This is a genomic window from Rhodopseudomonas sp. AAP120 (genome assembly GCF_001295845.1).
Classification (GTDB): Bacteria; Pseudomonadota; Alphaproteobacteria; order Rhizobiales; family Xanthobacteraceae; genus Rhodopseudomonas.
The window spans coordinates 1-23,114 of the sequence record NZ_LJIC01000099.1; the positions used below are offsets into that span (position 1 = coordinate 1).

Sequence of the window (23,114 nt, forward strand, 5' to 3'; positions counted from 1 at the left end):
CCTCCACGATGCCGAGCCTTTGCGACTCGCGGATACGCCCCCTCACCCCAGCCCTCTCCCCGCAGGCGGGGAGAGGGAGCGGACAGCGCTTGTGACTGCAACGGACAGCCTTGCTTCCCAAACCTTCGCCGCCAATCGCGCGGTGGGTGAAGTCGCGGTCGCGGTCCGCGTGGTCGATGGCGTGACCAGGCGCGGCGCCGTGCACGAGGCCGGCTCGCTCCGCGTCCGCTTTCCCTCGCCGGAGCAACAGGGGCTGTCGGCGGTGTTGGTCAATACCGCAGGTGGCGTCGCCGGCGGCGACCGCTTCAGCGTCGCCCTCGATGTCCGCGAAGGCGCGCGGCTGACGCTGACCACCGCTGCCGCCGAAAAGGTCTATCGCTCGCATGGGCCCGCGGCCGAGCTCGACATCGCGCTGAAGGTCGCGGCCGGCGGGCACCTGGCGTGGCTGCCGCAGGAGACCATCCTGTTCGACCAGGCCCGCGCCGAACGCCGGATCGAGATCAACCTCGCTACCGGCGCTTCGCTGCTGCTGTGCGAATCCGTGGTCTTCGGCCGTTCGGCGATGGGCGAGACGATGCGGACCGGCCGCTTCGTCGACCGCTGGCGGCTGCGGGTCGGCGGCAAGCTGGTGTTCGCCGAAACGGTCCGGCTCGACGGCGACATCGCCGCGCTGCTGGCGCGGCCGGCGGTTGCCAAAGGTGGCGTCGCGGTTGCCACCGCGCTGATCGTGCCGGGTGATGCGGCCTTGGTGGAGCGGCTGCGCGAAGACGCCGAGGCATTCGGCGCCGAGGTCGGCATCACGGCCTGGAATGGAATTGCAATGGCGCGGTTCTGCGCTCAAGATGCGGCGAAGCTGCGCGCCGACATGGTGGCGGTGCTGCGCCGCGCCGCCGGCCGCGCACTGCCGCGACTGTGGTTCAGCTGAGTCCACCCGGTAGCGTTCACGTGCACCCACGAACTATCGCAATCGACCGAGTACCTGCATGAATCTCTCCCCCCGCGAAAAGGACAAGCTGCTGGTCTCGATGGCCGCGATGGTGGCGCGCCGAAGGCTGGAGCGCGGCGTCAAGCTCAACCACCCCGAGGCGATCGCGCTAATCACCGACTTCATCGTCGAAGGCGCCCGCGACGGCCGCAGCGTCGCCGAGCTGATGAAGGCCGGCGCCGAAGTCATCACCCGCGCCCAGTGCATGGACGGCATCGCCGAGATGATCCACGACATCCAGGTCGAAGCCACATTCCCCGACGGCACCAAGCTCGTCACCGTGCACCAGCCGATTAGGTAACGGCGATGAAGACATATCTCGAACGCCCTCTCTCCGTCATTGCGAGCGAACCGAAGCAATCCAGCGCAGTGCACGGAGCTGGATTGCTTCGTCGGCTACGCCTCGTCGCAATGACGACTGCTGCGGAGACCCATCATGATCCCCGGTGAACTCTTCATCGAAGACGGCGAGATCGAGCTCAATGCCGGGCGCGGCACGGTGACGCTGACGGTGGCCAACAGTGGCGACCGGCCGATCCAGGTCGGCTCGCACTATCATTTTTTCGAAACCAATCCGGCGCTGAAATTCGAGCGCGACAAGGCCCGGGGCATGCGGCTCGACATCGCGGCCGGCACTGCCGTGCGCTTCGAGCCAGGTCAGAGCCGCGAGGTCCAACTCGTCGCGCTCGCCGGCAGTCGCACCATCTACGGCTTCCGCGGCGACGTCATGGGCAAGCTGTAGAATGGCCATCCCAAGCCGGGCTGCGCCATGACCGATCTCGTGCTGGTGTCGCGAGCCGCCGATTTCGCTGCGCGCTGCCATGCCGGGCAGCGGCGCAAGGGCTCGTCGCGCGAGCCCTATCTCAATCACCTCGCCGAAGTCGCCGAGATGTTGGCGTTCGCCACCGACGGTGGCGACGCCGCGTTGGTCGCGGCGGGATGGCTGCACGACAGCATCGAGGACTCGGATACAAGCCGCGACGATCTGGTCGATCGCTTCAACGAAGACGTCGCGTCGCTCGTCGTCGAATGCACCGACGACATGTCGCTGCCGCGCGCGCAGCGCAAGCGCCATCAGGTCGAACACGCACCGCATTTGACGCCGCGCGCCCGCATGATCAAGCTCGCCGACAAGATCAGCAATGTCCGTTCGCTGATCTTCTCGCCGCCGGACGAATGGGAGCGCGAGCGGCTGGTCGATTATCTCGATTGGGCCATTGACGTCGCCGCCGGCTGCCGCGGCGTCAGCGAGCGGCTCGATCGTCTCTTCAATGAAACCGCCGCACGCGCGAGGGCTGTGTTGTGAGCACCAGGATTGCACGTTCCGTCTATGCCGACATGTTCGGCCCGACCACCGGCGACCGCATTCGGCTTGCCGATACCGATCTGATCATCGAGGTCGAGAAGGATCTCACCACCTATGGCGAGGAGGTGAAGTTCGGCGGCGGCAAGGTGATCCGAGACGGCATGGGACAGTCGCAAGTGACCAACGCTGACGGCGCCGCCGACACGGTGATCACCAACGCGCTGATCGTCGATCACTGGGGCATCGTCAAAGCCGACGTCGCCATCACCGCCGGGGTCATCACCGCGATCGGCAAGGCTGGCAATCCGGATATCCAGCCGAATGTCGATATCATCATCGGCCCCGGCACCGACGTGATCGCCGGCGAGGGCAAGATCCTCACCGCCGGCGGCTTCGACAGCCATATCCATTTCATCTGCCCGCAACAGATCGAGCACGCGCTGATGAGCGGCGTCACCACGATGCTGGGCGGCGGAACCGGCCCGTCGCACGGCACGTTTGCGACGACCTGTACGCCGGGGCCGTGGCACATTGGCCGGATGATTCAGTCGTTCGATGCCTTCCCGGTCAATCTCGGCATCTCCGGCAAGGGCAACGCCGCGCTGCCGGGGCCGCTGAAGGAAATGATCGAAGGCGGGGCCTGCGCGCTGAAGCTGCACGAGGACTGGGGCACGACGCCAGCGGCGATCGACAACTGCCTCACCGTCGCGGACGAATACGACATCCAGGTGATGATCCACACCGACACGCTCAACGAGTCGGGTTTCGTCGAAGACACTGTGAAGGCCTTCAAGGGCCGTACCATTCACGCTTTCCACACCGAAGGCGCCGGCGGCGGCCACGCGCCGGATATCATCAAGGTCGCGGGCCTCGAAAACGTGCTGCCGTCGTCGACCAATCCGACGCGGCCGTTCACCCGCAATACGATCGACGAGCATCTCGACATGCTGATGGTGTGCCACCATCTCGATCCGTCGATTGCCGAGGATCTGGCGTTCGCCGAGAGCCGCATCCGCAAGGAGACGATCGCGGCTGAAGACATCCTGCACGACCTCGGCGCGCTGTCGATGATGTCGTCGGATAGTCAGGCGATGGGCCGCCTCGGCGAGGTGATCATCCGCACCTGGCAGACCGCCGACAAGATGAAGAAGCAGCGCGGGGCACTGTCGCAGGACTCGTCGCGCAACGACAATTTCCGCGTCAAGCGCTACATCGCCAAGTACACGATCAACCCGGCGATCGCCCATGGCGTCTCGAAGCTGATCGGCTCGGTCGAGAAGGGGAAGATGGCCGACCTGGTGCTGTGGTCGCCGGCGTTCTTCGGCGTCAAGCCCGATTGCATCATCAAGGGCGGCAGCATCGTCGCGGCGCCGATGGGCGATCCCAACGCCTCGATCCCGACACCGCAGCCGGTGCACTACCAGCCGATGTTCGGCGCCTTCGGCAAGGCGCTGACCGCGTCGTCGGTGGTGTTCACCTCGCAGGCCGCAGCCGCCGGCAATCTCGCCCGCGACCTCGGTATCGCCAAGAAGCTGGTTCCGATCAGCAACGTCCGCGGCGGCATCTCCAAAAAGAGCATGATCCACAACGACGCCACGCCGAAGCTCGACGTCGATCCTGAAACCTACGAGGTCCGCGCCGACGGCGAACTGTTGACCTGCGCGCCGGCAGAGGTGCTGCCCTTGGCGCAAAGATACTTCATGTTTTGAGGCGATCGCTGTGCCCCGGACGCGCCGCGGCACGTAGTGCCGCTGCGCAGATCCGGGGCCCCGCTTCAGGGGCTCCATTCAACCGGGGTCCCGCATCTGCGGCGCACCGCTGCGCGCTGCACCGCGCGCGGGACACGAGCGCAGCCCCCTTTGCATGACCGCTTCCATCCGCCTATGGTCGCGCACGGCGTTCGCGCCACAACGATAACCCGCCGGGAGGAATTTTCGTGATCTATGTCGTCGCCACACTCACCGTGAAGCCCGAGATGCGGGCCGAGCTGATCGCTGCCGCCAAGGAATGCATTGCCGGCACCCGACAAGAGCCCGGCAATGTCGCCTACGATCTGCACGAGAGCGTCACCGATCCGACCCAGATGGTGTTCGTCGAGCAGTGGGAGAACGCCGAGGCGCTCGGCCCGCACAGCAAGACCGAGCACTTCAAGGCGTTCGGCCGCGCCGCGGCGAAGTGCCTGGCGGCGCCTCCGAAGATCGAAATCATCACGCCTGCCAAGGTCGACGTGAAGTAAGCGGCTTCGCGGACGCTAACGAGAAGGGACAATCCCCCATGATCTACGTCGTTGCCACCACGCAGGTGAAGCCGGAGGCGCGTGAGGCCTTCATCGCCGGCGCCAAGGCGTGCATCGCCGAGACCCGCAAGGAGAAGGGCTGCATCTCCTACGAGAACCACATCTCGATCAACGATCCGAACACCTTCGTGGTGGTCGAGCGCTGGGAGAGCCGCGAGGATCTCAACGCGCATGCCCGCGCGCCTCACATGAAGGTGTGGCGCGAGCTGTCGACGCCGTTGAAGGCGTCGCCGACCGTGATCGAGATCATCAGCGACGGCAAGGTCGAGACGTTCTGAGCCTCTGCCGCTAGTCGGACATAAAGGCGAGGGCGGTCCGGCGCGATCCGGATTTCCCTCGCCCGGGAAATGCTCTAGAGCTTTGGGTTCGCCTGATTGATCCCAATGCGAAGAGCCCCGCATGATCCGAGCCAGCAAAGTCTACGGACAGTATCATTTCAAGGAGCCGGCGGCCGACAGCGTCGTGCTGGCGTTCGACGATCGGCATCGGCGGCGGATGGCGATGACCGGGACGCGCGGCCTCGAGTTCCTGCTCGATCTAGAACACGCCGTTGCGCTGCGCGGCGGCGACGCGCTGGTGCTCGACGATGGCCGGCTGATCGAAGTGGTTGCCGCGCCGGAGCCGCTGCTGGAGATCCGCGGTCGCGATCCGTTGCATCTGGTGCGACTGGCCTGGCATCTCGGCAACCGGCATCTGCCGACCCAGATCATGGCCAAGGCGCTCCGCATCCGCCGCGATCACGTCATCGCCGATATGGTGAAGGGGCTTGGTGGCAAGGTCCTTGAGATCGATGCGCCATTCGATCCGGAAGGCGGTGCCTATGCGCCGGCGCACGACAGCGGCGCGCACAGCCATCACGATCACGGCCATCATGGCCACGATCACCATGACCACCACAATCACGCTCATCACGGGCATGATGATCACGGTCACGCGCATCAGCATCCTGGCCATGATCATTCCCATGGTCATGATCACCACGTGCACGATGAGCACTGCGGTCACGATCATGGCCACGCCCACGGCCATTCCCACAAGCATGAGCACTGAGCCGGCCGCCTCGCCGAGCGAACCGCTGTCGGCGCAGCAGGGCGCTGCGCTGTATCGGCTGATGACCTGGCTGTCGCCTTCGTTTCCAGTCGGGGCGTTCTCGTATTCCAGCGGCCTGGAATGGGCGGTGGAAGCGGGCGACGTCACCGATGCCGCAAGCTTGCGAGACTGGCTCGCCGCGATGCTCGAATACGGCGCCGGCTTTTGCGACGGCGTGTTTCTCGCCCACGCTTATCGCGCCGTCGCTAACAACGACGAGCGGGGGCTGCGTGAGATCGCCGAACTCTCCGTCGCCTTCGTGGCGTCGGCTGAGCGCCATCTCGAGACCACCACGCAGGGGCGAGCCTTCATCGAGATCGTCCGCAACGCGTGGGCGAGCGAGGGCCTTGAGCGCGCGGTCACGGCTTGCGACGGTGCGCTGGCTTATCCGGTCGCGGTCGGCCTCATCAGCGCCGTCCACGGCGTGGCGCTTGCCGCCACGCTGCATGCATTCCTGCACGCGGTGGTGTCGAACTGGATCTCAGCGGGCGCCAGGCTGGTACCGCTCGGTCAGACCGACAGCCAGCGCGTGCTCGCAGCGCTCGAACCCGTGGTCATCAGCACCGGCGAACGCGCGCTCGTCGCCTCGCTCGACGATCTCGGCAGCGCCACCTTCCGCGCCGACCTCGCCGGCCTGCGCCACGAAACGCAGTACACCCGGCTGTTCAGGTCGTAGTCGTCACACCCGCAGCGTGCCCCGGATGCAGTGCAGCGCGCCGCGCAGCGGCGTGGTGCACTGCTGATCCGGGGCCCCGGTTCACCCCGTGGTCAACCGGGGTCCCGGGTCTGCGAAGCGGCACTGCGTGCCGCATCGCGCCCGGGACACGTGTCACCCCACCATGCGATCGCGGCCCTGCCAGAACTGGGCGCGCAGGACCTTCTTGTCGATCTTGCCGACCCCGGTCATCGGCATTTCGCTGACGAACTTGATCTGCTTGGGCGCGTGCGCCGAGCCCTTGCGGGTTTTGACCAGCTCGATCAGTTCACGCTCGTCCGGCTCCGCGCCGGGTTTGCTGACGACCACTGCGGTGACGGCTTCGCCCCATTTGTCGTCGGGCACGCCGACGACGGCGACCATCGCGACGCCGCTGTGGGTCGACAACACATCCTCCACTTCACGCGGGAAGATGTTGAAGCCGCCGGAGACGATCATGTCCTTCTTGCGGTCGAGGATGTACATGTAGCCGCGGTCGTCGCGCTTGGCGATGTCGCCGGTGTGCAGCCAGCCGCTCTTCAGCGTCTCGGCGGTCTGCTCCGGCCGCTTCCAATATTCCTTCATCACATGCGGCGCGCGCACGCAGATCTCGCCGGCTTCGCCGTCGGGCACTTCCTGATCGTTCTCATCGAGAATGCGCGCGTCGCAGGCCGCGATCGGGAAGCCGCAGGACAAGAACAGATCGGGCTGCTTCGGATCGTGATCGGCCTTGCGCAGCACCGACACCGGGTAGCACTCGGTCTGGCCGTAAAGCTGCGAAAACACCGGACCGATCCGCTCGATGCCTTCGACCAGCCGCGTCGGCGACATCGGCGAAGCGCCGTAGAGCACGAGGTCGAGTGAGCTGAGGTCGGTCTTCGCCAACGCCGGATGATCGAGCAGCACGTAGATCATCGTCGGCACGAACAACGTGAAATTGATCTTCTCCCGCTGGATGGTCTGCAGCACGGCTTCGGGATCGAAGCCCTTCATCATGTGGATGGTGCCGCCGCGCATCAGCGCCGGCAGCACCTTGGTGCCGGCAACGTGACTGATCGGCGCCACGGTGAGATAGCGCGGGTCCATCGGGATTTCGAAATCGGCCAGGATGGCGCTGGCGAAGCCGGCGTTCTCGCGATGCCGGCGCAGCGCGCCCTTCGATTTTCCCGTCGTTCCGCCGGTGTAGTTCAGCACGGCGACATCGTCGAGCTGCGCGAAATCCTTTGGCGTGGCGCTGCCGGCCTTGTCGAGTGCGACCAGCAGGTCGAGGCCGTAATCGGCCTTGCCGACAGTAAACACGTGGCGCAGGCCGCGCGCCTGCATCGCGAGTTCGCCACCACGTTGCAGAAAGGCGGCAGCGTCGATCACCAGGATCTCGGCGCCGGAATCCTCGATCTGATCGATCTGATCATCGCGCGAGCCGAGCGGATGCAGCCAGGTGATGGCGAAACGGCAGAGCTGCGCGGCGACGCCGGCGCACCAAGTCTCAGCGCGGTTTGCAGTGAGCATCGCGACCCGCGTGCCGGGCTGCGCGCCCAGGCCCATGAACACCTTCTGGATGCTGCCGATCATGTCGACGGCGCCGCGGTAGCTCAGCGTCCCGCCCGGCCAGCTGAACGCGGTGCGCGTCGGATAGCGGGACAGCGCGCGCAGGGTCTGCGTGCCGGCGGTGGGGAATGCGTTAAGGGCGTCGGTCATGGGGCTTGCTCCCGAATGTTTGTCATCGGCTTTTGCGCGTGCCAATGTTCGGCACAAGAGTAGCACGCCGACGCGTCGGCGAAACACCAAAGATGATGAGGGAGAAACGACTTTGGCTGCAGCCGATCGTCTCAGCACATTCCGCGACCGGCTCGAATTGCCGTTGATCGCGGCGCCGATGTTTCTGGTGTCGGGCGTCGATCTCGTCACGGCGGCCTGCGCGAGCGGCGTGATCGGATCGTTTCCGACGGTGAATTGCCGCAGCACGGAACAACTCGAGGACTGGATCACTACGATCGAACAGCGCGCCCGCGCGCATGCGGACGCGATGGGACGGCGCGCCGCGCCGTGGTGCCCAAACCTCATCGTCCACCGCTCCAATGCCCGGCTGACCGACGATCTGGCGGTGCTGCTGGCGCACAAGCCGGAGATCGTGATCACCAGTGTCGGCTCGCCCGAGCCGGTGATCAAGCCGCTGCATGACGCGGGCGCGATGGTGCTGGCCGACGTCGCGAGTATCCGCCATGCCGAGCGCGCGGCGGCCGCGGGCGCGGATGGTCTCGTGCTGCTGACAGCCGGTGCGGGCGGTCAGACCGGCTGGCTGACCCCGTTCGCCTTCGTTCGCGCGGTGCGCAAATTCTATGATGGCGTGATCGTGCTGGCTGGCGGAATTAGCGACGGCGTGGCATTGCGCGCAGCGACGACGCTCGGCTGTGATCTCGCCTATATGGGCACCAAGTTCATCGCCACGCAGGAGAGCCTCGCCGATCCGCGCTACAAGGCGATGGTGGTCGAGTCGTCCGCCGACGACATCCTGCTCACCAAGGCGTTCACCGGACTACAGACCAATATGCTGCGGCCGTCCATCGTCGCGGCCGGCCTCGATCCGGACGATCTTCCGGAGCGGGGCGCGATCGATATCGGCAAGGACATCGACGTCGGTGCGCGCGAGCAGCGTCCGAAGCGCTGGCGCGACATCTGGAGCGCGGGCCATTCAGCATCGGGGGTCGGCCGCGTCGTCACGGTCGCTGAGCTGGTGCAGCAAACCGTGGACGAATTTCGCTCGGCAGCCTGAGCGCACGCGCGGGTCGACGGCCTCGCAGCCGCATGCCATATTTTGCCGCAACGAACATCGGGGAGAATGCGCCATGAAGAGTTTTCGCGTCACCGGCTTCGGCCAGCCGCTCAGCGAAGAAAACCGGCCGACGCCGGAATTGACCGGCACGCAGGTTCTGGTCCGCGTCAAGGCTGCCGGCGTCTGCCACAGCGATTTGCATATCTGGGAAGGCGGCTACGAACTCGGCCACGGCCGCAAGAAGCTGTCGCTTGCTGATCGCGGCGTCGCGCTGCCGCTGACGATGGGCCACGAAACGGTCGGCGAGATCGTCGCGGCCGGGCCTGACGCCAAGGACGCAAAGATCGGCGAGGTCGCGCTGGTCTATCCGTGGATTGGCTGCGGCCAGTGCGCGGTATGCAAGGCCGGAGACGAGAACATGTGCCTGAAGCCGCGCTTCCTCGGCGTGTATTGCGACGGTGGCTACTCCGACGAGCTGATCATGCCGCATCCGCGCTATCTGCTCAGCCTCGACGGCCTCGATCCGGTGACGGCGGCGCCTTATGCCTGCTCCGGCATCACCACCTTCAGCGCGCTGAAGAAGCTTGAATTTTGCCTGGACGAGCCGATCGTGATCTTTGGTGCCGGCGGTCTCGGGCTGATGGCGCTGTCGCTGCTCAAGGCCATGGGCGGCAAGGGCGCCATCATGGTGGATATCGATGCGAGCAAGCGCGAGGCGGCCGAGAAGGCTGGCGCGCTTGCCTCCGTCGACGGCGCGGCGCCGGATGCGCTGGAGCAGATCATGGCAAAGGCCGGCATGCCGATCCGCGGCGCGCTGGATCTGGTCGGCAATGCGCAGACCGCGCAGCTGGGATTCGATTGTCTCACCAAGGGCGGCAAGCTGGTGATCGTCGGCCTGTTCGGCGGCGGCGCGCCGTGGGCGCTGCCGTTCATTCCGATGAAGGCGATCACCATCCAGGGCAGCTATGTCGGCAATCTCGCGGAAACGCAGGAACTGCTCGATCTCGTGCGCGCCAAGAAGATCGCGCCGATTCCGGTGACGCCGCTGCCGTTGCCGAAGGCCAACGACGCGTTGCGCGATCTGCAGCAGGGCAAGCTGATCGGCCGCGCGGTGTTGACGCCTTAGTAATCGCTTCCGGAACGGGCGATCCGTTCGGCCTCGGCGACGTCTTCCGGCGTGTTGACGTTGAGGAAAGGATCGAACGGATCGGTCGGCCAATCGACCACCGCCCGCGCGTAGCAGGCGGTGAAGCGATCGACCTTGCGGATGTCGTCGGCGAGCAGCGCGCGGCGCAAATCGCCGCGCATGTCGAGCGGCCACAGCGCGACAATCGGATGCGTGCGGCCGGCCGATGCGGCGACGGCAATTTGAGCCTGCTGATCGATTCGCGCCTGATGCAGCCGGGCGACCAAATCGAGCGGCAGAAATGGACAATCCGCCGGCGCGCTCAGCATCCACTGCGTTTCTGGATGATGCGCGTCGAGCCAGTCGAGCCCGGCGAGTACGCCGGCGAGCGGTCCCGGAAAATCCGCGACCGGATCGCTCACGACCGGCAGACGGTACGCTGCGAACCGCGCCGGATCGCCATTGGCGTTGACCACGAGCCGCTCGCATTGCGGCGCCAACCGGACGATGACGCGCGCCAGCAGGCTGCGTCCGGCGATCTCCCGCAGCGCCTTGTCGCCGCCGCCCATACGCCGCGCCAAACCACCGGCGAGAATGACTGCGGACGTGGCGAGCGGGTCGGGCATTGGTGGTCTTTCGGCAAGTTTCGGCACGGCCGCGTCATAGCCCGCGGCGACGCATCTCGGCAATAAGGTGGAACACGGAACGATTGACGCGGTCGCCGAGCTTCGCCATCGTCGCGGCGATGACCTCCATCGTGCTCGACCTCACGGGGCTGAAATGCCCGCTGCCGGCGTTGAAGACGCGCAAGGCATTGACCGATCTGGCCGTCGGTGCGCGGCTCGAAGTGCGTTGCACCGATCCGATGTCCCTCGTGGATATTCCGGTGCTGATTCAGCAGACCGGCGACCGTCTGGAAAGTACCACCCGCAGTGCCGCGTCGATCGTGTTCGTTATCGAGAAGATGCGCGCGGCCGGTGGGCGCGAAAGCGGTGCCGACGCCGATTGACGTGGCATTGAAGCTGCAACACGCTGATGCGAATTCTATGCTGCACAGGCGGATTTGCCGCCATCGATGATGCTGATCTTTCCTCATGGGAACTAATTATCATCCGGAACAATTAGGTCTCGGTATGACCAAGGAGATTCTGATGGCCCGGAAATACTCGAAAGGCGCGTCGGCTGATGTGGAGCGCGCAGTGAAGAAGAAAAATGCCGGCACACTGAAGAGCGGTCGCTCCGGCAAAACGGTGAAGAGCCGCAAGCAGGCGATCGCGATCGGTCTGTCCGAAGCCCGCGCCGAGGGCAAGAAGGTGCCGAGCAAGAAGTCGGCGAAAAAGTCCGGTAAGAAGGCGACAAAGAAAGCCGCCAAGAGCTCGACCAAGAAGACCACCAAATCGGCGACCAAGAAGGCTGCCAAGAGCTCGGCGAAGCGCAGCTCGAAGTCGCCCGGAAAATCGTCGAAAAAGACAGCGTCCGCGCGCAAATCATCCGGCCGGAAATCGACGAAGACGTCCGGAAAGAAGGCGTCGAAAAAGAAGTCGTGAGGTCACCCCCTACGCATAGCATTTCGCGGCGTCGCGTAGCGGCGGACGGACTTTCTGCGGAGGCCACTCGGCGGCTGGAGAGATGAACGGCGGCGCACCTCTTCGGCGCGCCTTGTCATCCGCGCCAAGATTCCGGGTTTGCGAGCTATGCTCGCACCCCGGAATGACTCGTGGAGATTGAAGGCCACACCGCCACGCTGGGCAGCCGCAGGTGGCGAGCCGTCAGACCTCAGCGCCGAGCTGCGGCACTCAGCTTGCCTTGCGGGCTCGCGCCGCAGAGCGGTGTGCCTTCTTGCCGGCGCGCCCGCCGCCGCGTGATGAAGCGCGTCGTGCGGCTGGTTTGCCGCCCTTCTTACTGCCGAGGCTCTGGCGCAGGGCCTCCATGAGGTCGACGACGTTGTCGGACTTCTCTTCCGGCTCCGGCAGCTTGATCGATTTGCCGGCAGCCTTGCGCTTCACCAGGGCCTTCAAAGCCGTTTCATAGTCGTCCTTGAATTTCGACGGATCGAAATGCGCCGCCTTGGTATCGAGGATGTGGCCGGCGAGTTCGACCATGTCCTTGGAGATCTTCGGGCTCTTGATATCGTCGAAATATTCATCGGCATCGCGCAGCTCGTAAGGATAGCGCAGCGTGGTGGCGAGCAGGCCCTTGCCGAGCGGTTCGATCGCCAACACGTGCTCACGATTGGTCAGCACGATCCGCGCCAGGGCGACGCGCCCTTTGTCCTTCATCGCGTCGCGGATCACCGCAAAAGCATCGATTGCAGCTTTGCCTTCCGGCACGATGTAATAAGGGTGGTTGAGGTAGCGCTTGTCTATTTCGTCGGCCGGCACGAAGCTGTCGATGTCGATAGTGTGGGTGCTCTCGATCTGCACGGCTTCGAGCTCCTCCTTCTCGATTTCGACGTACTTGCCCTTACGCACTTCATAGCCGCGGCCCTTCTGGTCCTTCTCGACGACCTCGCCGGTCTCCTCATCGATCATCTGTTGTTTGAGCCGGTTACCGGTCTCGGTGTTGATCATGTGGAAGCGGGTCTTCTCGACGCTGGTCGAGGCAGGGTAGAGCGCGACCGGGCAGGTGACGAGGGACAGCTTGAGCGAGCCCTTCCAGTAGGCGCGGCGCGGGGCCATGATGCTCTCCGAGGCGGGAATGCGGGACGGGCGATGACCAGCTAGAGACGGTCGGGAACTTCAACCGAACGCTAGGGTTTTGGTTCCGCATTCGCAAGTCGCGTCGATCCGGAGATCACCATGGCAGCCAACAAGAACCTCGCGCTGTATCGCAAGAAACGCGACTTCGAGCAGACGGCGGAGCCGTCGGGCGACGTCGCGGTCGCGCCGTCGCAGCGGCGCCGTTTCGTGATTCAGAAGCACGATGCCACGCGGCTGCACTACGATCTCCGCCTCGAGTACGATGGGGTGTTCAAGTCTTGGGCCGTGACCAAAGGTCCGTCGCTCGATCCTCACGATAAGCGCCTCGCCATCGAGGTCGAGGATCATCCGCTCGATTATGGCGATTTCGAAGGGACGATTCCGGAAGGGCAGTATGGCGGCGGCACGGTGCTGCTGTGGGACCGCGGCTTTTGGGATTGCGACGATCCGGAGCGCGGCTTCAAGAAAGGCGATCTGAAGTTCACGCTAGAGGGCGAGAAGCTCCATGGCAGCTGGGTGTTGGTGCGGATGCGCCACGACCGCAGCGGCGGCAAGCGCACCAACTGGCTGCTGATCAAGCATCGCGACGAGTACGCGCAGGACGGCAACGGCGAAAGCGTGCTGGACGAGGACCGCTCGGTCGCCTCCGGCCGCGCGATGGAGCAGATCGCGGAGGGCAAGGGACGTGCGCCAAAGCCGTTCATGACCGGCAAGGCCGCGCGGGTGAAGGCCGACGCAGTGTGGGATTCGAACAAGGGGCTGGCGGCAGACGCGCGTCCCACGAACGGCACCGGCAGATCCAAAGCGAAGCCGGCGCCGGCGAAGAAGGCTGCAAGGAAGGCGGCAAAGCGCGCTGCCGCCAAGCGTACCTCGATGCCGGATTTCGTGCCGCCGCAACTCTGTGTCTCGGTCGATCGACCGCCGGGCGGGGAAGGCTGGGGGCACGAGATCAAATTCGACGGCTATCGGATGCAGCTGCGCGTTGCGGATGGCGAGGCGCGGCTCTTGACGCGCAAGGGGCTGGATTGGACTGCGAAGTTCAAGGCGATTGCCGAGGAAGCCGCCGAGCTGCCGGACGCGCTGATCGACACCGAGATCGTCGCGCTCGATCACCACGGCCATCCAGACTTTGCCGCGCTGCAGGCGGCGTTGTCCGATGGCGACACCAGCAATCTGATCTGCTTCGCCTTCGATGTACTTTATGCGGAGGGCGAGGATCTACGCGGCCTGCCGCTCAGCGAACGCAAGGCGAGACTGGCGGCGCTGCTCAAGGCGGCACGCGGCCGACGCAAGGAAGGTCTGATCCGCTACGTCGATCATTTCGAGACCGGCGGTGATGCGATCCTGCAATCGGCCTGCAAGTTGTCGCTCGAAGGCATCGTCTCCAAGAAGCTCGACGCGCCGTATCGCTCCGGGCGCAGCGAAAGCTGGACCAAGGCGAAGTGCCGGGCTGGCCACGAGGTGGTGATCGGCGGTTGGAAGACCACCGCGGGGAAATTTCGCTCGCTGATGGTCGGCGTGCATCGGCAGGGCCAGCTCGCTTATGTCGGCATCGTGGGGACCGGCTATGGCCAGGACGTGGTCAAGCGCATCCTGCCGGAGCTGAAGGCGCGGGAGAGCAACAACAATCCGTTCACCGGCACTAACGCGCCGCGCAAGACCCGCGACGTGCATTGGGTGACGCCGGAGCTTGTGGCCGAAATCGAATTCGCCGGCTTCACCGGTGCTGGCATGGTGCGGCAGGCCGCCTTCAAGGGCCTGCGCGCCGATAAGCCGGCCTCGGAGGTCGAGGCCGAAGTACCCGCCAACGTCGAAATCGCCGAGCCCAAGCCGAAAGGCACGTCGGCCAAGGCCGCGAAGGCGGCTGCGAAACGGAAACCGACGCCCGCCGCCGCCAAGCGGGCCCCAGCACCAAAAGGCCGCGCGGAGGTGATGGGCGTCGTCATCTCCAAGCCCGAGAAGGAGCTATGGCCGGCCAGCAAAATCGGCGGAGCGATCACCAAGGCCGATCTCGCCGGTTATTACGAAGCCGTTGGCGACTGGATGATCGGCCACATCAAAGGTCGGCCGTGTTCGATCGTGCGGGCTCCGGACGGCATCAATGGCGAGCATTTCTTCCAGCGTCATGCGATGCCCGGCATGTCGAATCTGATCGAACTCGCGAAAGTCTCGGGCGATCGCAAACCCTATGTCCAGATCGATCGCGTCGAAGGATTGATCGCCGCCGCGCAGATCGGCGGCCTGGAGTTGCACCCGTGGAATTGCGCGCCGGATCGCTATGACGTGCCCGGCCGGCTGGTGTTCGATCTCGACCCGGCTCCGGAGGTCGGATTCGACGAGGTGATTGGCGCGGCGCGAGAAATGAAGGAGAGGCTGGAAGTGCTCGGGCTGTCGACGTTCTGCAAGAGCACGGGCGGCAAGGGGCTCCACGTGGTGGTGCCACTGACGCCGAAGGACGATGTCGATTGGAAGCAGGCCAAGACGTTTGCCCAGACGGTGTGCGCGCAGATGGCCGACGACAGCCCGGATCGCTATCTGCTGAACATGTCCAAGAAGCAGCGCGAGGGACGAATCTTCCTCGATTACTTGCGCAACGACCGCATGTCGACGGCAGTGGCGCCGCTGTCGCCCCGGGCGCGAGAAGGCGCCACGGTGTCGATGCCGCTCACCTGGACGCAGGTGAAATCCGGGCTGGATCCGAAGCGCTACACGGTTGAGACCGTACCGGCTCTGCTGCGCAAGACCAAGGCGTGGGCGGACTATGACAAAGCCGAAACCCCGCTGAAGCCGGCGATCAAATCGCTGGCTTCGAGCGGGGGCTGACGTTGGAGAACGGCGTTTAGATCTTGCCGAGCAGCAGCAGGATCACCAGGATGATGATCACCAGACCGAGGCCGCCGCCGCCGTAATAACCGGTGCCGTAGAACGGGCCGCCGCCGATGCCGCTGAAGCCGCCCAGCAGTGCGATGATCAGAATGATCAGGATGATTGTGCCGATAGACATCTCGCTCTCCTTGTCGCGACGGACCGCCCGAATGCTCCGCCTGTCGCAGCAGAAACCCGCGGCGAGGGTGAAGGTTCCGATGACTGAACCCAAGCGTGTGCACTGCGCCCTGTTATTTCTTCGTAGCTCGCCTACATGACCAAGGTTAGTTAGTCCGGACGGAAGGAAGCCCGCGATGTCAGCTCCGCTTGTCGTATCGATCCCACACAGGCTCGGCCGCGAGGAGGCGATCCGCCGCCTGCGCGCAGGGCTCAGCCGTGCGGCCGTGTCGGTGCCGATCATGAAAGTGGACCACGAGCACTGGGACGGCGACCGAATGATGTTCAGGGTGCGGGCGCTCGGGCAGGTCGCCGCGGGCCAGGTCGATGTCGCGGACGATCACGTCGTGGTCGAGGTTCGGCTGCCGTGGCTGCTGCAGAAGTTCGCCGACGTCGCTCAGCGGGCCATCAAGGATCGCGGCCACCTGCTGCTCGAAAAGAAGAGGTAGCGGACACGCTCTGCAGGCTGCACCTTTGCTGCGCAGCCGCGACCTCAGGCCTTGCGGCGTACCGAACGGGTGTCAGCCACGCGCGCCAGCCGAACCGCGACCGGCAGCTCACCGAACAAGTCGCGGATCGGCAAGCTATCCCCGACGTCGTCACCGAGCACGAGACCGTCGATTTCGATCGTCGCGTCCCACGCTTCGCCGCGCGGCCATTGCCGTCCATTGTCCGACAGCGGTGCGAAGGTTTTGCCGACCGCGACGATCACCGCGTCCGTGCCGTGAGTACGGGCGAATGCGATCACGTGGTCGGCATGAGGGCCGCTGACCTTGAGCGGGCGATAGTCGCCATCGGTGAACACCTGCGGATACTCGCCGCGCAGCTTCAGCAGTTGCCGGGTCCATGCGAGCTTCAGCCGGCCGTCGTGCCAGTTCTCGGCCAGCGCCGACCAATCCGGGTCGATCAGCCCCTCCAACGCTTTGGCGCGCGCGGTGAAGTCGACAGGGCGCCGATTGTCGGGATCGACCAGCGAGAAGTCCCAGAACTCTGTTCCCTGGTAGAAGTCCGGCACGCCCGGCATCGTCGCCTTGAGGGTCACCTGGCTGACCGAGTTCAGCGCTCCGATCACCGAGAGCCGCCGCGAGAGGGTCTGCACGGAATCCAGGAACGGACCGGATTTGGCAGGATCGAGGATCCGATCAATGAAGGTTTTGACGCCGTCTTCATAGGCCGGATGAGGATTGATCCAGTTGGTATCTTCCTTGCCCTCCCGGGCGGCCTTCAAGGCGAACGCCTGCATCCGCGCCGTGAAGTCGGGATCGGGTTCGAGTGGCCAAGCACCAAGCAGGGCCTGATACAGCATGTATTCGAACGTCGCCGAAGGCGCGCGCAGGCCGCCGTCCATCACCAGATGCGGCGCGTTCATCACCTTCCATTTCGAGACGGTCGCGGCCCATTCGCCGGGCATCTCCGCCAGCCCCAGCAGTCGCGTCCGTGCGTCCTCGCCGCGCTTGGCGTCATGGGTCATGGTGGCGGTCATGCCGTGCGGCCAGTCCCTGGCGCGCTCGGTCATCAGCATGTGGAACGCCTCGGGCGGGATCGCGTGCGCGGCCGGCTCGCCCCCGACCTCGTTGAGCGCGAGCAGGCGGTGATAGCGATAAAACGCCGTGTCCTCTAGCGACTTCGCCATCGTCGGCCCGGTGAACTGCTGAACCTTGAGGGCGAAGCGGCGCACGCGCGGCTTGCTGTGCGCACCATGGCCGGGCTTCAGCAGGTCCATCGTCAGCGCATCGCGCAGGAAGTCGAAGATGCCGTCATCGGCCCCGTACCAGTCGGCGCGTGCTTTCTCGATCGTCTGCTCGATCAAGGCTCGGTCGGGTTCGGTTGGACCGTTGCCGGTGATGTAGGTGCGATACACCGGAAAGTGCAGGACGTAGAGCTCGAAAACCTGTCGCAGATTGTCGGCCGAGAAGTCGCGGGTCGAATAGTGGCCGTTGGCGATCCGCGCCAGCAGCCGCGTCAGCACCGTGAACTCGCTGAGTAGCAGCGTTTCCAGCACGCGGCGCTTGGCGCGCATCAGCACCGGCTCGAAGTCCGGCGAGCGATTGCTGATCTGTCGCCAGATCTCGTCGAGGGGCTCCAAGCCTGCGCCGTCGACGAGGGCCTGGGTGATCACGTTCAGCCACTCGTAGCCGGTGGTGCCGTGTACGCCGGCGAAGCGCGGCAATTTTTCGCCTTCGCCGAGAATCTTCTCGATCACCATGTAGAGTGGTGCGGCCGCAGGCCCCTGGGCGTCTCGTGTCAATTTGCGCAGGCGCTGAAAATATTGCGCCGGGTCGCGCAGTCCATCGATATGATCGAGCCGGAGCCCCTGCAACTGCCCATCGGCGACCAGGCGCTTCACCAACTGATGGATCGCATCGAACGTGCCGGCATCCTCGACACGAAGACCGGCGAGCGTATTGACGTCGAAGAAGCGGCGATAGTTGATCTCGCTGGTGGCGAGTTGCCAGTGTCCGAGCCGATAGTGCTGGCGCTCGAGCAGATTGTGCAGCGTCTGAATCTGCGCTGCGCGACCCTCACCGGCCCGATAGGCGTCGAGCCCCCTCTCGATCAGGGCCGCCCCGCCGTCGATCGCTTTTAGCGCTGCCTTGAAGGCCGGCGCTTCCCTGCGATCTGGATGGCTGACGCCGCGATATTGCGCAGCAAGCTCAAGCAGCGCTTTACCAGCTTCGCTCTCGGCTGCATCGGCTTCGCGCACGATCGCGCGTAAAATCTCGCCGTAGCGCTGTGGCGCAATCGGCAGGCGATGTTCGAAGTACCAGGCCGAGAAGCTGCCTTCGTCGGCATCGTAGCGCAGCTCGATCTCGCCGGCCTCGAGCGCCTTGCCGTAGGACGAGCCGATGATCGGCAACAGCACGCCGCCGCGGCCGCGAAACGGCAGCATCTCCCAGTCGATATCGAACGAAGCGGCATGCGGTGAGGCGGGGCCCCATTCCAGCACGTCGAGCCACCAGGGGTTATCGGCGAAATGCACGCCGACATGGTTGGGGACGAAATCGAGGATCAGACCGAGATCATTCTGCTTCAGCGCCGCCGACAGCCGCGCGAAGCCTTCTTCACCACCGAGTTCAGGATTCAGCTTGGTGTGGTCGACGATATCGTAGCCGTGGCTCGACCCCTTGCGCGCCTTGGTGAAAGGCGACGCATAGAGATGCGAAATGCCGAGTGCCTTGATATAGGGAACGATCGCCGCCGCGTCGTCGAAGCCAAAATCGGCGGTGAATTGAATGCGATAGGTGGCAGTCGGGATTGCGGGGGACATCAGGACTCTTCGAGGCGCCAGGAAACCGCCCACGGCGGAATGATCCCGTCCCAATCTTCGCCCCACACTTTGGTTCCAAGGGGCGCTTCAGCATTCAGTTGCTGGCCCGACAGATTGGCCGCAAGCCGAAGCGTGCTGCCGTCTCCGAGACGCCAGTCGGCGGTCAGAAGGCCCTGTTCAGTGGCGCTTGCATCGCCGAACTTGGCGCCGCGCAGGCGCGGCACGAGCGTCTCGCGGCGGACGGCAAGCAACCGCCTGACCAGCGCCAGACGCTTTGCACCGGCGCCGCTGTCGCGCTCGCCCCAGTTCAGCACAGCACTCGTGAAGGTCGAGTGATCGAGCGGGTCCGGGACATCGTCGCCATACTTTTCGTAGGCACCGGCGAATTCCTTGCGGCGACCCTGGCGGACAGCTTCGGCGAGGTCGCCGTGGAAGTCGCAGAAGAACGGGAACGGCGCCTGCGAGCCCCATTCCTCGCCCATGAACAGCATCGGCACGGTCGGCGCCAGCAGTGTGATCGCCAGCGCGGCCTCGACCGCCTCGGGGGTGGCCAGGCTTTCCAGCCGGTCGCCCAGCGCGCGATTGCCAATCTGGTCGTGGTTCTGAAGGAAATTGATGAAGGCGAGCGGCGGGAGTTCGCCACTGGGCTCACCGCGCGGCGTGCCGCCGCGATGTTCGGACGGTTCGCCCTGATAGACGAATCCAGATCCGAGCGAGCGGGCGATATGCTGCAGCGGTCCTTTGGCGTAGTCGGAGTAGTAGCCCTGGGTCTCGCTCGTCAGAGCGACGTGCCAGGCGTGGTGGTAGTCGTCGTTCCACTGGGCGCGATACTGGCCGCGATGTGGATCGATCGTCGGGTCGAGCTGGGCGGCGATATTGTCGTCATTTTCCAGCACGAGGTGCAGATGCCGTCCGGTCTCGGCCGCGAGCTTGCCGACCTCGCGGCTGAGCTCATACAGCATCGGGATTTCGCCCTGGTCGGGAATGGCGTGGACGGCATCGAGCCGCAGACCATCGAAGCGATACTCACGCAGCCAATACACCGCATTGTCGATCGCGAAGGCGCGAACCTGCTCGACATAATAATTGATCGCGTTGCCCCACGGCGTGTGCGAGTCCGAGAAGAACGTCGAGGCGTATTGGCCGATATGATTGCCCTCTGGTCCGAAGTGATTGTAGACCACGTCGAGGAACACCATCAGGCCGCGCTCATGCGCCGCGTCGATCAGCGCCTTGAGATCTTCGGGTCGGCCATAGACACTGTCGGGCGCGTACCACAGCACGCCGTCATAGCCCCAATTGCGCTTGCCGGGGAAGTCTGCGAGCGGCATCAATTCCAGCGCGGTGATGCCGGTGGCGACCAGATCGTCGAGCTTGTCGATGATGGCCCTGTAGTTGCCCTGAGGCGTGAAGGTGCCGACATGCGCCTCGAGCACGACGGTTTCTTCCCACGGGCGGCCGCGCCATTCGGCGGAACGCCAAGTGTAGGAGGCGTGGTCGACGACCTCGCTCGGTCCCGTTATATCTTCCGGCTGGAATGCAGAGGCGGGATCGGGGACCTCGTTGTCGCCGTCGATTCGAAATCGATAGCGCGCACCGCCGCCGATCCCTTCGATTTCCGCCCTGAACCAGCCATCCTTGTCCTGCTGCATCGGATACGCGCGATCGAGCACGACGTCCACGCGTTCGGCATTCGGAGCCCACAGCCGGAATTCGACTCCCTTCGCAGTGAGGCGAGGGCCGTGGATTCGACTATTCATGCAGGGGCTCCAGAAAACGCCATGACGGATCGGGGTGGGGCGGATGAGGCGCTGCCCGACGCCAGGGGCGCCACCTGCACCGTATCCTTGGTGGTGTCGAACAGCTGATGCCAGCTCTCATATTCGGGCAGCTTCGGCAGAAGGAACGGGATGGTTTCGACGCCGGAGTTCAGGACGATGAAGATCGCGTCGGTGGCAGGCTGGGACGGGCTGAGCACGTAAGCGAGGAAGCGGCCGTCCGGAAACGCCCAATCCTGCTCGGTCATCTCCGCCGCCGACGGCGTCAGCCACAACACGCCGTAGCTGCCGTCGGCGCGGCGACCGTCGAGCCAACGCCGCGAACGCAATTGCGGAAAATTGCTTCGGAGTTCCGCCATCAAACCCACGAAGTCGACCATGTCGTCCCCGTCGCTGTTCAGGCCTTTCCAATCGACCCAGCCGATCTCGTTGTCCTGGCAGTAGGCATTGTTGTTGCCATTCTGCGAGTTGCCGACTTCGTCTCCGGCGAGGAGCAGCGGAACGCCTTGGGCCAAAAACAGACAGGCGAGCTGGTTTTTGCGGAGTTGCCGGCGCAGCGCGACGATGGCCGGATCGTCGGTCGGGCCTTCATGGCCGCAATTGTTGCTGTGGTTGTCGTTCGAGCCGTCGCGATTGTCCTCGCCGTTGGCGAGGTTGTGCTTCTCGTTGTAGCTGAACAGGTCCGCCAGAGTGAAGCCGTCATGGACAGTGACGTGATTGATGCTGGCCCGCGGCATCCGGCTGTCGTGATTGAAGATGTCGGACGATCCCGTCATCCGCCGCGAGACTTCTCCGATCAGGCTGCCTTCGCCGCTCCAGTAGCGTCGCATCGCGCTGCGATAACGGTCGTTCCACTCCGACCATTGCGACGGAAACGCGCCGACCTGATATCCGCCCATGCCGAGATCCCACGGCTCGGCGACGAGCTTCACAGATGCGAGGACCGGATCCTGTCGGATCGCGGTGAAGAAGCCTGAGTTTCGCTCGAAGCCGTTGGGCCCGCGGGCCAGCGTGGTGGCGAGGTCGAAGCGGAAGCCGTCGACATGGCAAACTTCGACCCAGTAACGCAAGCTGTCCATCACCATCTGCAGCACGCGGGGGTGCTGCAGATTGACCGAGCTGCCGCAGCCGGTGAAGTCGTCGTAATAACGCGGATTGTCGCGCGACAGCCAGTAGTACGAAGCGTTGTCGATGCCGCGGAACGACAGCGTCGGGCCGAGGTGATTACCCTCTGCGGTGTGGTTGTAGACGACGTCGAGCAGAACCTCGATGCCGGCATCGTGCAGACGCGCCACGGTGGTGCGAAACGCGTCGAGCGGATTGTCCGCGGCGTAGCGGGGCTCCGGAGCAAAGAACGAGATAGTGTTGTAGCCCCAGTAATTCACCAGCTTCTTCTCGACCAGCATGCGGTCATCGATAAGCGCGTGGATGGGGAGAAGTTCAATCGCCGTGACGCCCAGCCTTTTGAAATGATCGATCATCGCCGGCGCGGCCAGGCCGCCGAACGTGCCGCGCAAGCCGGGGGGCACGTCTTCGCGCTGTTGCGTCAGGCCCTTGACGTGGGCTTCATAGATGATGGTGTCTTCCCAAGGGGTGCCGGGGCGGCTCTCGTGGCGCGAGAAGCCACCGGTTTCGTCGATCACCATAGCCTTCGGCATGCCGCGCGCGTTGTCACGCCTGTCGAACGACAGGTCCTCGCGCGGGCTTCCCGTGCGATACGCAAAATGCGCGTCGCTCCAGACCAGCCGGCCGAACAATCGCTTGGCGTAGGGATCCAGCAGGAGCTTGTGGGCATTGAAGCGGTGGCCGCGTTCGGGATCGTATGGACCGTGGACGCGGTACCCGTAAAGCTGCCCGGGCGAGACGTCGTTGAGATAGCCGTGCCAAACGTCCTCGGTGCGCTCCGGGAGCTCGATGCGCTCCAACTCACGACGGCCCTGACTGTCGAACAGACAGAGTTCGACCTTATGGGCGTTGGCGGAAAACAAAGCGAAATTGGTGCCGCGCCCGTCCCAGGTCGCCCCGAGACGAGAGCAGCTTCCAGCAGTGAGGCGCATT

22 protein-coding genes are annotated in these 23,114 nt (G+C 64.7%); 15 read left to right on the plus strand and 7 right to left on the minus strand.

All coding sequences use genetic code 11. The annotated features are described in order from the left end of the window. Positions 1 to 91: 91 nt before the first annotated feature. From IP86_RS16150 to IP86_RS16190, 9 genes are all read left to right on the plus strand, one after another. Positions 92 to 925, plus strand: coding sequence for an urease accessory protein UreD (locus tag IP86_RS16150; protein ID WP_054163559.1), 834 nt, complete (start codon positions 92 to 94; stop codon positions 923 to 925). Between the two features lie 58 nt (positions 926 to 983). Then, positions 984 to 1,286 (plus strand): urease subunit gamma, encoded by a 303-nt coding sequence (locus IP86_RS16155; protein ID WP_054163560.1) that lies wholly within the window; start codon positions 984 to 986, stop codon positions 1,284 to 1,286. A 135-nt stretch (positions 1,287 to 1,421) separates the two neighbouring features. Then, positions 1,422 to 1,727, plus strand: coding sequence for an urease subunit beta (locus IP86_RS16160; RefSeq protein WP_054163561.1), 306 nt, complete (start codon positions 1,422 to 1,424; stop codon positions 1,725 to 1,727). A 27-nt stretch (positions 1,728 to 1,754) separates the two neighbouring features. Further along, positions 1,755 to 2,291: an HD domain-containing protein gene (locus IP86_RS16165; RefSeq protein ID WP_054163562.1), complete on the plus strand. Its 537-nt coding sequence runs from the start codon at positions 1,755 to 1,757 to the stop codon at positions 2,289 to 2,291. After that, positions 2,288 to 4,000, plus strand: a complete 1,713-nt coding sequence (gene ureC, locus IP86_RS16170) for an urease subunit alpha (RefSeq protein ID WP_054163563.1) — start codon at positions 2,288 to 2,290, stop codon at positions 3,998 to 4,000. The genes IP86_RS16165 and ureC overlap by 4 nt, the downstream gene beginning before the upstream one ends. 227 nt (positions 4,001 to 4,227) lie before the next feature. Next, complete coding sequence (locus tag IP86_RS16175; RefSeq protein ID WP_054163564.1) at positions 4,228 to 4,527, plus strand: putative quinol monooxygenase; 300 nt, start codon at positions 4,228 to 4,230, stop codon at positions 4,525 to 4,527. 38 nt (positions 4,528 to 4,565) lie between these two features. After that, positions 4,566 to 4,865, plus strand: coding sequence for a putative quinol monooxygenase (locus IP86_RS16180; RefSeq protein WP_054163565.1), 300 nt, complete (start codon positions 4,566 to 4,568; stop codon positions 4,863 to 4,865). A gap of 121 nt (positions 4,866 to 4,986) precedes the next feature. Next, positions 4,987 to 5,637, plus strand: a complete 651-nt coding sequence (locus IP86_RS28115) for an urease accessory protein UreE (RefSeq protein WP_082364052.1) — start codon at positions 4,987 to 4,989, stop codon at positions 5,635 to 5,637. Further along, positions 5,627 to 6,352, plus strand: a complete 726-nt coding sequence (locus IP86_RS16190) for an urease accessory protein UreF (protein ID WP_054163567.1) — start codon at positions 5,627 to 5,629, stop codon at positions 6,350 to 6,352. Before IP86_RS28115 ends, IP86_RS16190 begins: the two co-directional genes overlap by 11 nt. Positions 6,353 to 6,505: 153 nt before the next feature. On the opposite strand, the gene IP86_RS16195 is transcribed toward IP86_RS16190, so the two are convergent. Next, complete coding sequence (locus tag IP86_RS16195) at positions 6,506 to 8,068, minus strand: AMP-binding protein (RefSeq protein WP_054163568.1); 1,563 nt, start codon at positions 8,066 to 8,068, stop codon at positions 6,506 to 6,508. Positions 8,069 to 8,180: 112 nt separating this feature from the next. Here IP86_RS16195 and IP86_RS16200 point away from each other — a divergent pair, with 112 nt between their 5' ends. Together IP86_RS16200 and IP86_RS16205 are read left to right on the plus strand one after the other, a co-directional pair. Beyond that, positions 8,181 to 9,143, plus strand: coding sequence for an NAD(P)H-dependent flavin oxidoreductase (locus tag IP86_RS16200; protein ID WP_054163569.1), 963 nt, complete (start codon positions 8,181 to 8,183; stop codon positions 9,141 to 9,143). Positions 9,144 to 9,216: 73 nt separating this feature from the next. Then, positions 9,217 to 10,269 carry an alcohol dehydrogenase gene (locus IP86_RS16205; RefSeq protein ID WP_054163570.1) on the plus strand — a complete coding sequence of 351 codons (1,053 nt, stop codon included), beginning with the start codon at positions 9,217 to 9,219 and terminating at the stop codon, positions 10,267 to 10,269. On the opposite strand, the gene mobA is transcribed toward IP86_RS16205, so the two are convergent. Next, positions 10,266 to 10,895, minus strand: a complete 630-nt coding sequence (mobA, locus tag IP86_RS16210; RefSeq protein WP_054163571.1) for a molybdenum cofactor guanylyltransferase MobA — start codon at positions 10,893 to 10,895, stop codon at positions 10,266 to 10,268. The two genes, IP86_RS16205 and mobA, sit on opposite strands and share 4 nt — an antisense overlap. A gap of 119 nt (positions 10,896 to 11,014) precedes the next feature. On the opposite strand from mobA, the gene IP86_RS16215 reads away from it, so the two are divergent. Both IP86_RS16215 and IP86_RS16220 read left to right on the plus strand, forming a co-directional pair. Then, positions 11,015 to 11,278: a sulfurtransferase TusA family protein gene (locus tag IP86_RS16215; protein ID WP_054163621.1), complete on the plus strand. Its 264-nt coding sequence runs from the start codon at positions 11,015 to 11,017 to the stop codon at positions 11,276 to 11,278. Positions 11,279 to 11,420: 142 nt separating this feature from the next. Next, entirely contained in the window at positions 11,421 to 11,816 is a 396-nt protein-coding gene (locus IP86_RS16220) for a DUF6496 domain-containing protein (protein WP_054163622.1), read from the plus strand. 249 nt (positions 11,817 to 12,065) lie between these two features. On the opposite strand, the gene ku is transcribed toward IP86_RS16220, so the two are convergent. Further along, positions 12,066 to 12,947, minus strand: coding sequence for a non-homologous end joining protein Ku (ku, locus tag IP86_RS16225; protein WP_054163572.1), 882 nt, complete (start codon positions 12,945 to 12,947; stop codon positions 12,066 to 12,068). A gap of 120 nt (positions 12,948 to 13,067) precedes the next feature. On the opposite strand from ku, the gene ligD reads away from it, so the two are divergent. Further along, on the plus strand, positions 13,068 to 15,791 hold the full coding sequence (gene ligD, locus IP86_RS16230; protein WP_054163573.1) for a DNA ligase D: 2,724 nt from the start codon (positions 13,068 to 13,070) through the stop codon (positions 15,789 to 15,791). 16 nt (positions 15,792 to 15,807) lie between these two features. On the opposite strand, the gene IP86_RS28120 is transcribed toward ligD, so the two are convergent. Then, positions 15,808 to 15,972: a DUF3309 family protein gene (locus IP86_RS28120; protein WP_082364053.1), complete on the minus strand. Its 165-nt coding sequence runs from the start codon at positions 15,970 to 15,972 to the stop codon at positions 15,808 to 15,810. Between the two features lie 175 nt (positions 15,973 to 16,147). On the opposite strand from IP86_RS28120, the gene IP86_RS16235 reads away from it, so the two are divergent. Then, a complete protein-coding gene (locus tag IP86_RS16235; RefSeq protein ID WP_054163574.1) occupies positions 16,148 to 16,459 on the plus strand; it encodes a polyhydroxyalkanoic acid system family protein in 312 nt (103 codons plus the stop codon). A 44-nt stretch (positions 16,460 to 16,503) separates the two neighbouring features. Here the strand turns inward: IP86_RS16235 and treY are convergent, their stop codons facing one another. From treY to glgX, 3 genes are read right to left on the minus strand one after another with little or no spacing between them, the layout of a single operon-like run. Continuing rightward, on the minus strand, positions 16,504 to 19,278 hold the full coding sequence (gene treY / locus IP86_RS16240) for a malto-oligosyltrehalose synthase (RefSeq protein WP_054163575.1): 2,775 nt from the start codon (positions 19,276 to 19,278) through the stop codon (positions 16,504 to 16,506). Next, on the minus strand, positions 19,278 to 21,038 hold the full coding sequence (gene treZ / locus IP86_RS16245; protein ID WP_054163576.1) for a malto-oligosyltrehalose trehalohydrolase: 1,761 nt from the start codon (positions 21,036 to 21,038) through the stop codon (positions 19,278 to 19,280). Before treZ ends, treY begins: the two co-directional genes overlap by 1 nt. Further along, entirely contained in the window at positions 21,035 to 23,113 is a 2,079-nt protein-coding gene (gene glgX / locus IP86_RS16250; RefSeq protein ID WP_054163577.1) for a glycogen debranching protein GlgX, read from the minus strand. The genes treZ and glgX overlap by 4 nt, the downstream gene beginning before the upstream one ends. Position 23,114 lies beyond the last annotated feature (1 nt).

Coding starts and splice junctions, on each gene's coding strand:
- IP86_RS16190 (WP_054163567.1), top strand. CDS start 5,627: ATGAGCACTGAGCCGGCCGCCTCGCCGAGCGAACCGCTGTCGGCGCAG.
- IP86_RS16160 (WP_054163561.1), top strand. CDS start 1,422: ATGATCCCCGGTGAACTCTTCATCGAAGACGGCGAGATCGAGCTCAAT.
- IP86_RS16180 (WP_054163565.1), top strand. CDS start 4,566: ATGATCTACGTCGTTGCCACCACGCAGGTGAAGCCGGAGGCGCGTGAG.
- IP86_RS16165 (WP_054163562.1), top strand. CDS start 1,755: ATGACCGATCTCGTGCTGGTGTCGCGAGCCGCCGATTTCGCTGCGCGC.
- IP86_RS16235 (WP_054163574.1), top strand. CDS start 16,148: ATGTCAGCTCCGCTTGTCGTATCGATCCCACACAGGCTCGGCCGCGAG.
- treY (WP_054163575.1), bottom strand. CDS start 19,278: ATGTCCCCCGCAATCCCGACTGCCACCTATCGCATTCAATTCACCGCC.
- IP86_RS16195 (WP_054163568.1), bottom strand. CDS start 8,068: ATGACCGACGCCCTTAACGCATTCCCCACCGCCGGCACGCAGACCCTG.
- IP86_RS16220 (WP_054163622.1), top strand. CDS start 11,421: ATGGCCCGGAAATACTCGAAAGGCGCGTCGGCTGATGTGGAGCGCGCA.
- ku (WP_054163572.1), bottom strand. CDS start 12,947: ATGGCCCCGCGCCGCGCCTACTGGAAGGGCTCGCTCAAGCTGTCCCTC.
- ligD (WP_054163573.1), top strand. CDS start 13,068: ATGGCAGCCAACAAGAACCTCGCGCTGTATCGCAAGAAACGCGACTTC.
- glgX (WP_054163577.1), bottom strand. CDS start 23,113: ATGCGCCTCACTGCTGGAAGCTGCTCTCGTCTCGGGGCGACCTGGGAC.
- mobA (WP_054163571.1), bottom strand. CDS start 10,895: ATGCCCGACCCGCTCGCCACGTCCGCAGTCATTCTCGCCGGTGGTTTG.
- IP86_RS16205 (WP_054163570.1), top strand. CDS start 9,217: ATGAAGAGTTTTCGCGTCACCGGCTTCGGCCAGCCGCTCAGCGAAGAA.
- treZ (WP_054163576.1), bottom strand. CDS start 21,038: ATGAATAGTCGAATCCACGGCCCTCGCCTCACTGCGAAGGGAGTCGAA.
- IP86_RS16155 (WP_054163560.1), top strand. CDS start 984: ATGAATCTCTCCCCCCGCGAAAAGGACAAGCTGCTGGTCTCGATGGCC.
- IP86_RS28115 (WP_082364052.1), top strand. CDS start 4,987: ATGATCCGAGCCAGCAAAGTCTACGGACAGTATCATTTCAAGGAGCCG.
- IP86_RS16215 (WP_054163621.1), top strand. CDS start 11,015: ATGACCTCCATCGTGCTCGACCTCACGGGGCTGAAATGCCCGCTGCCG.
- IP86_RS28120 (WP_082364053.1), bottom strand. CDS start 15,972: ATGTCTATCGGCACAATCATCCTGATCATTCTGATCATCGCACTGCTG.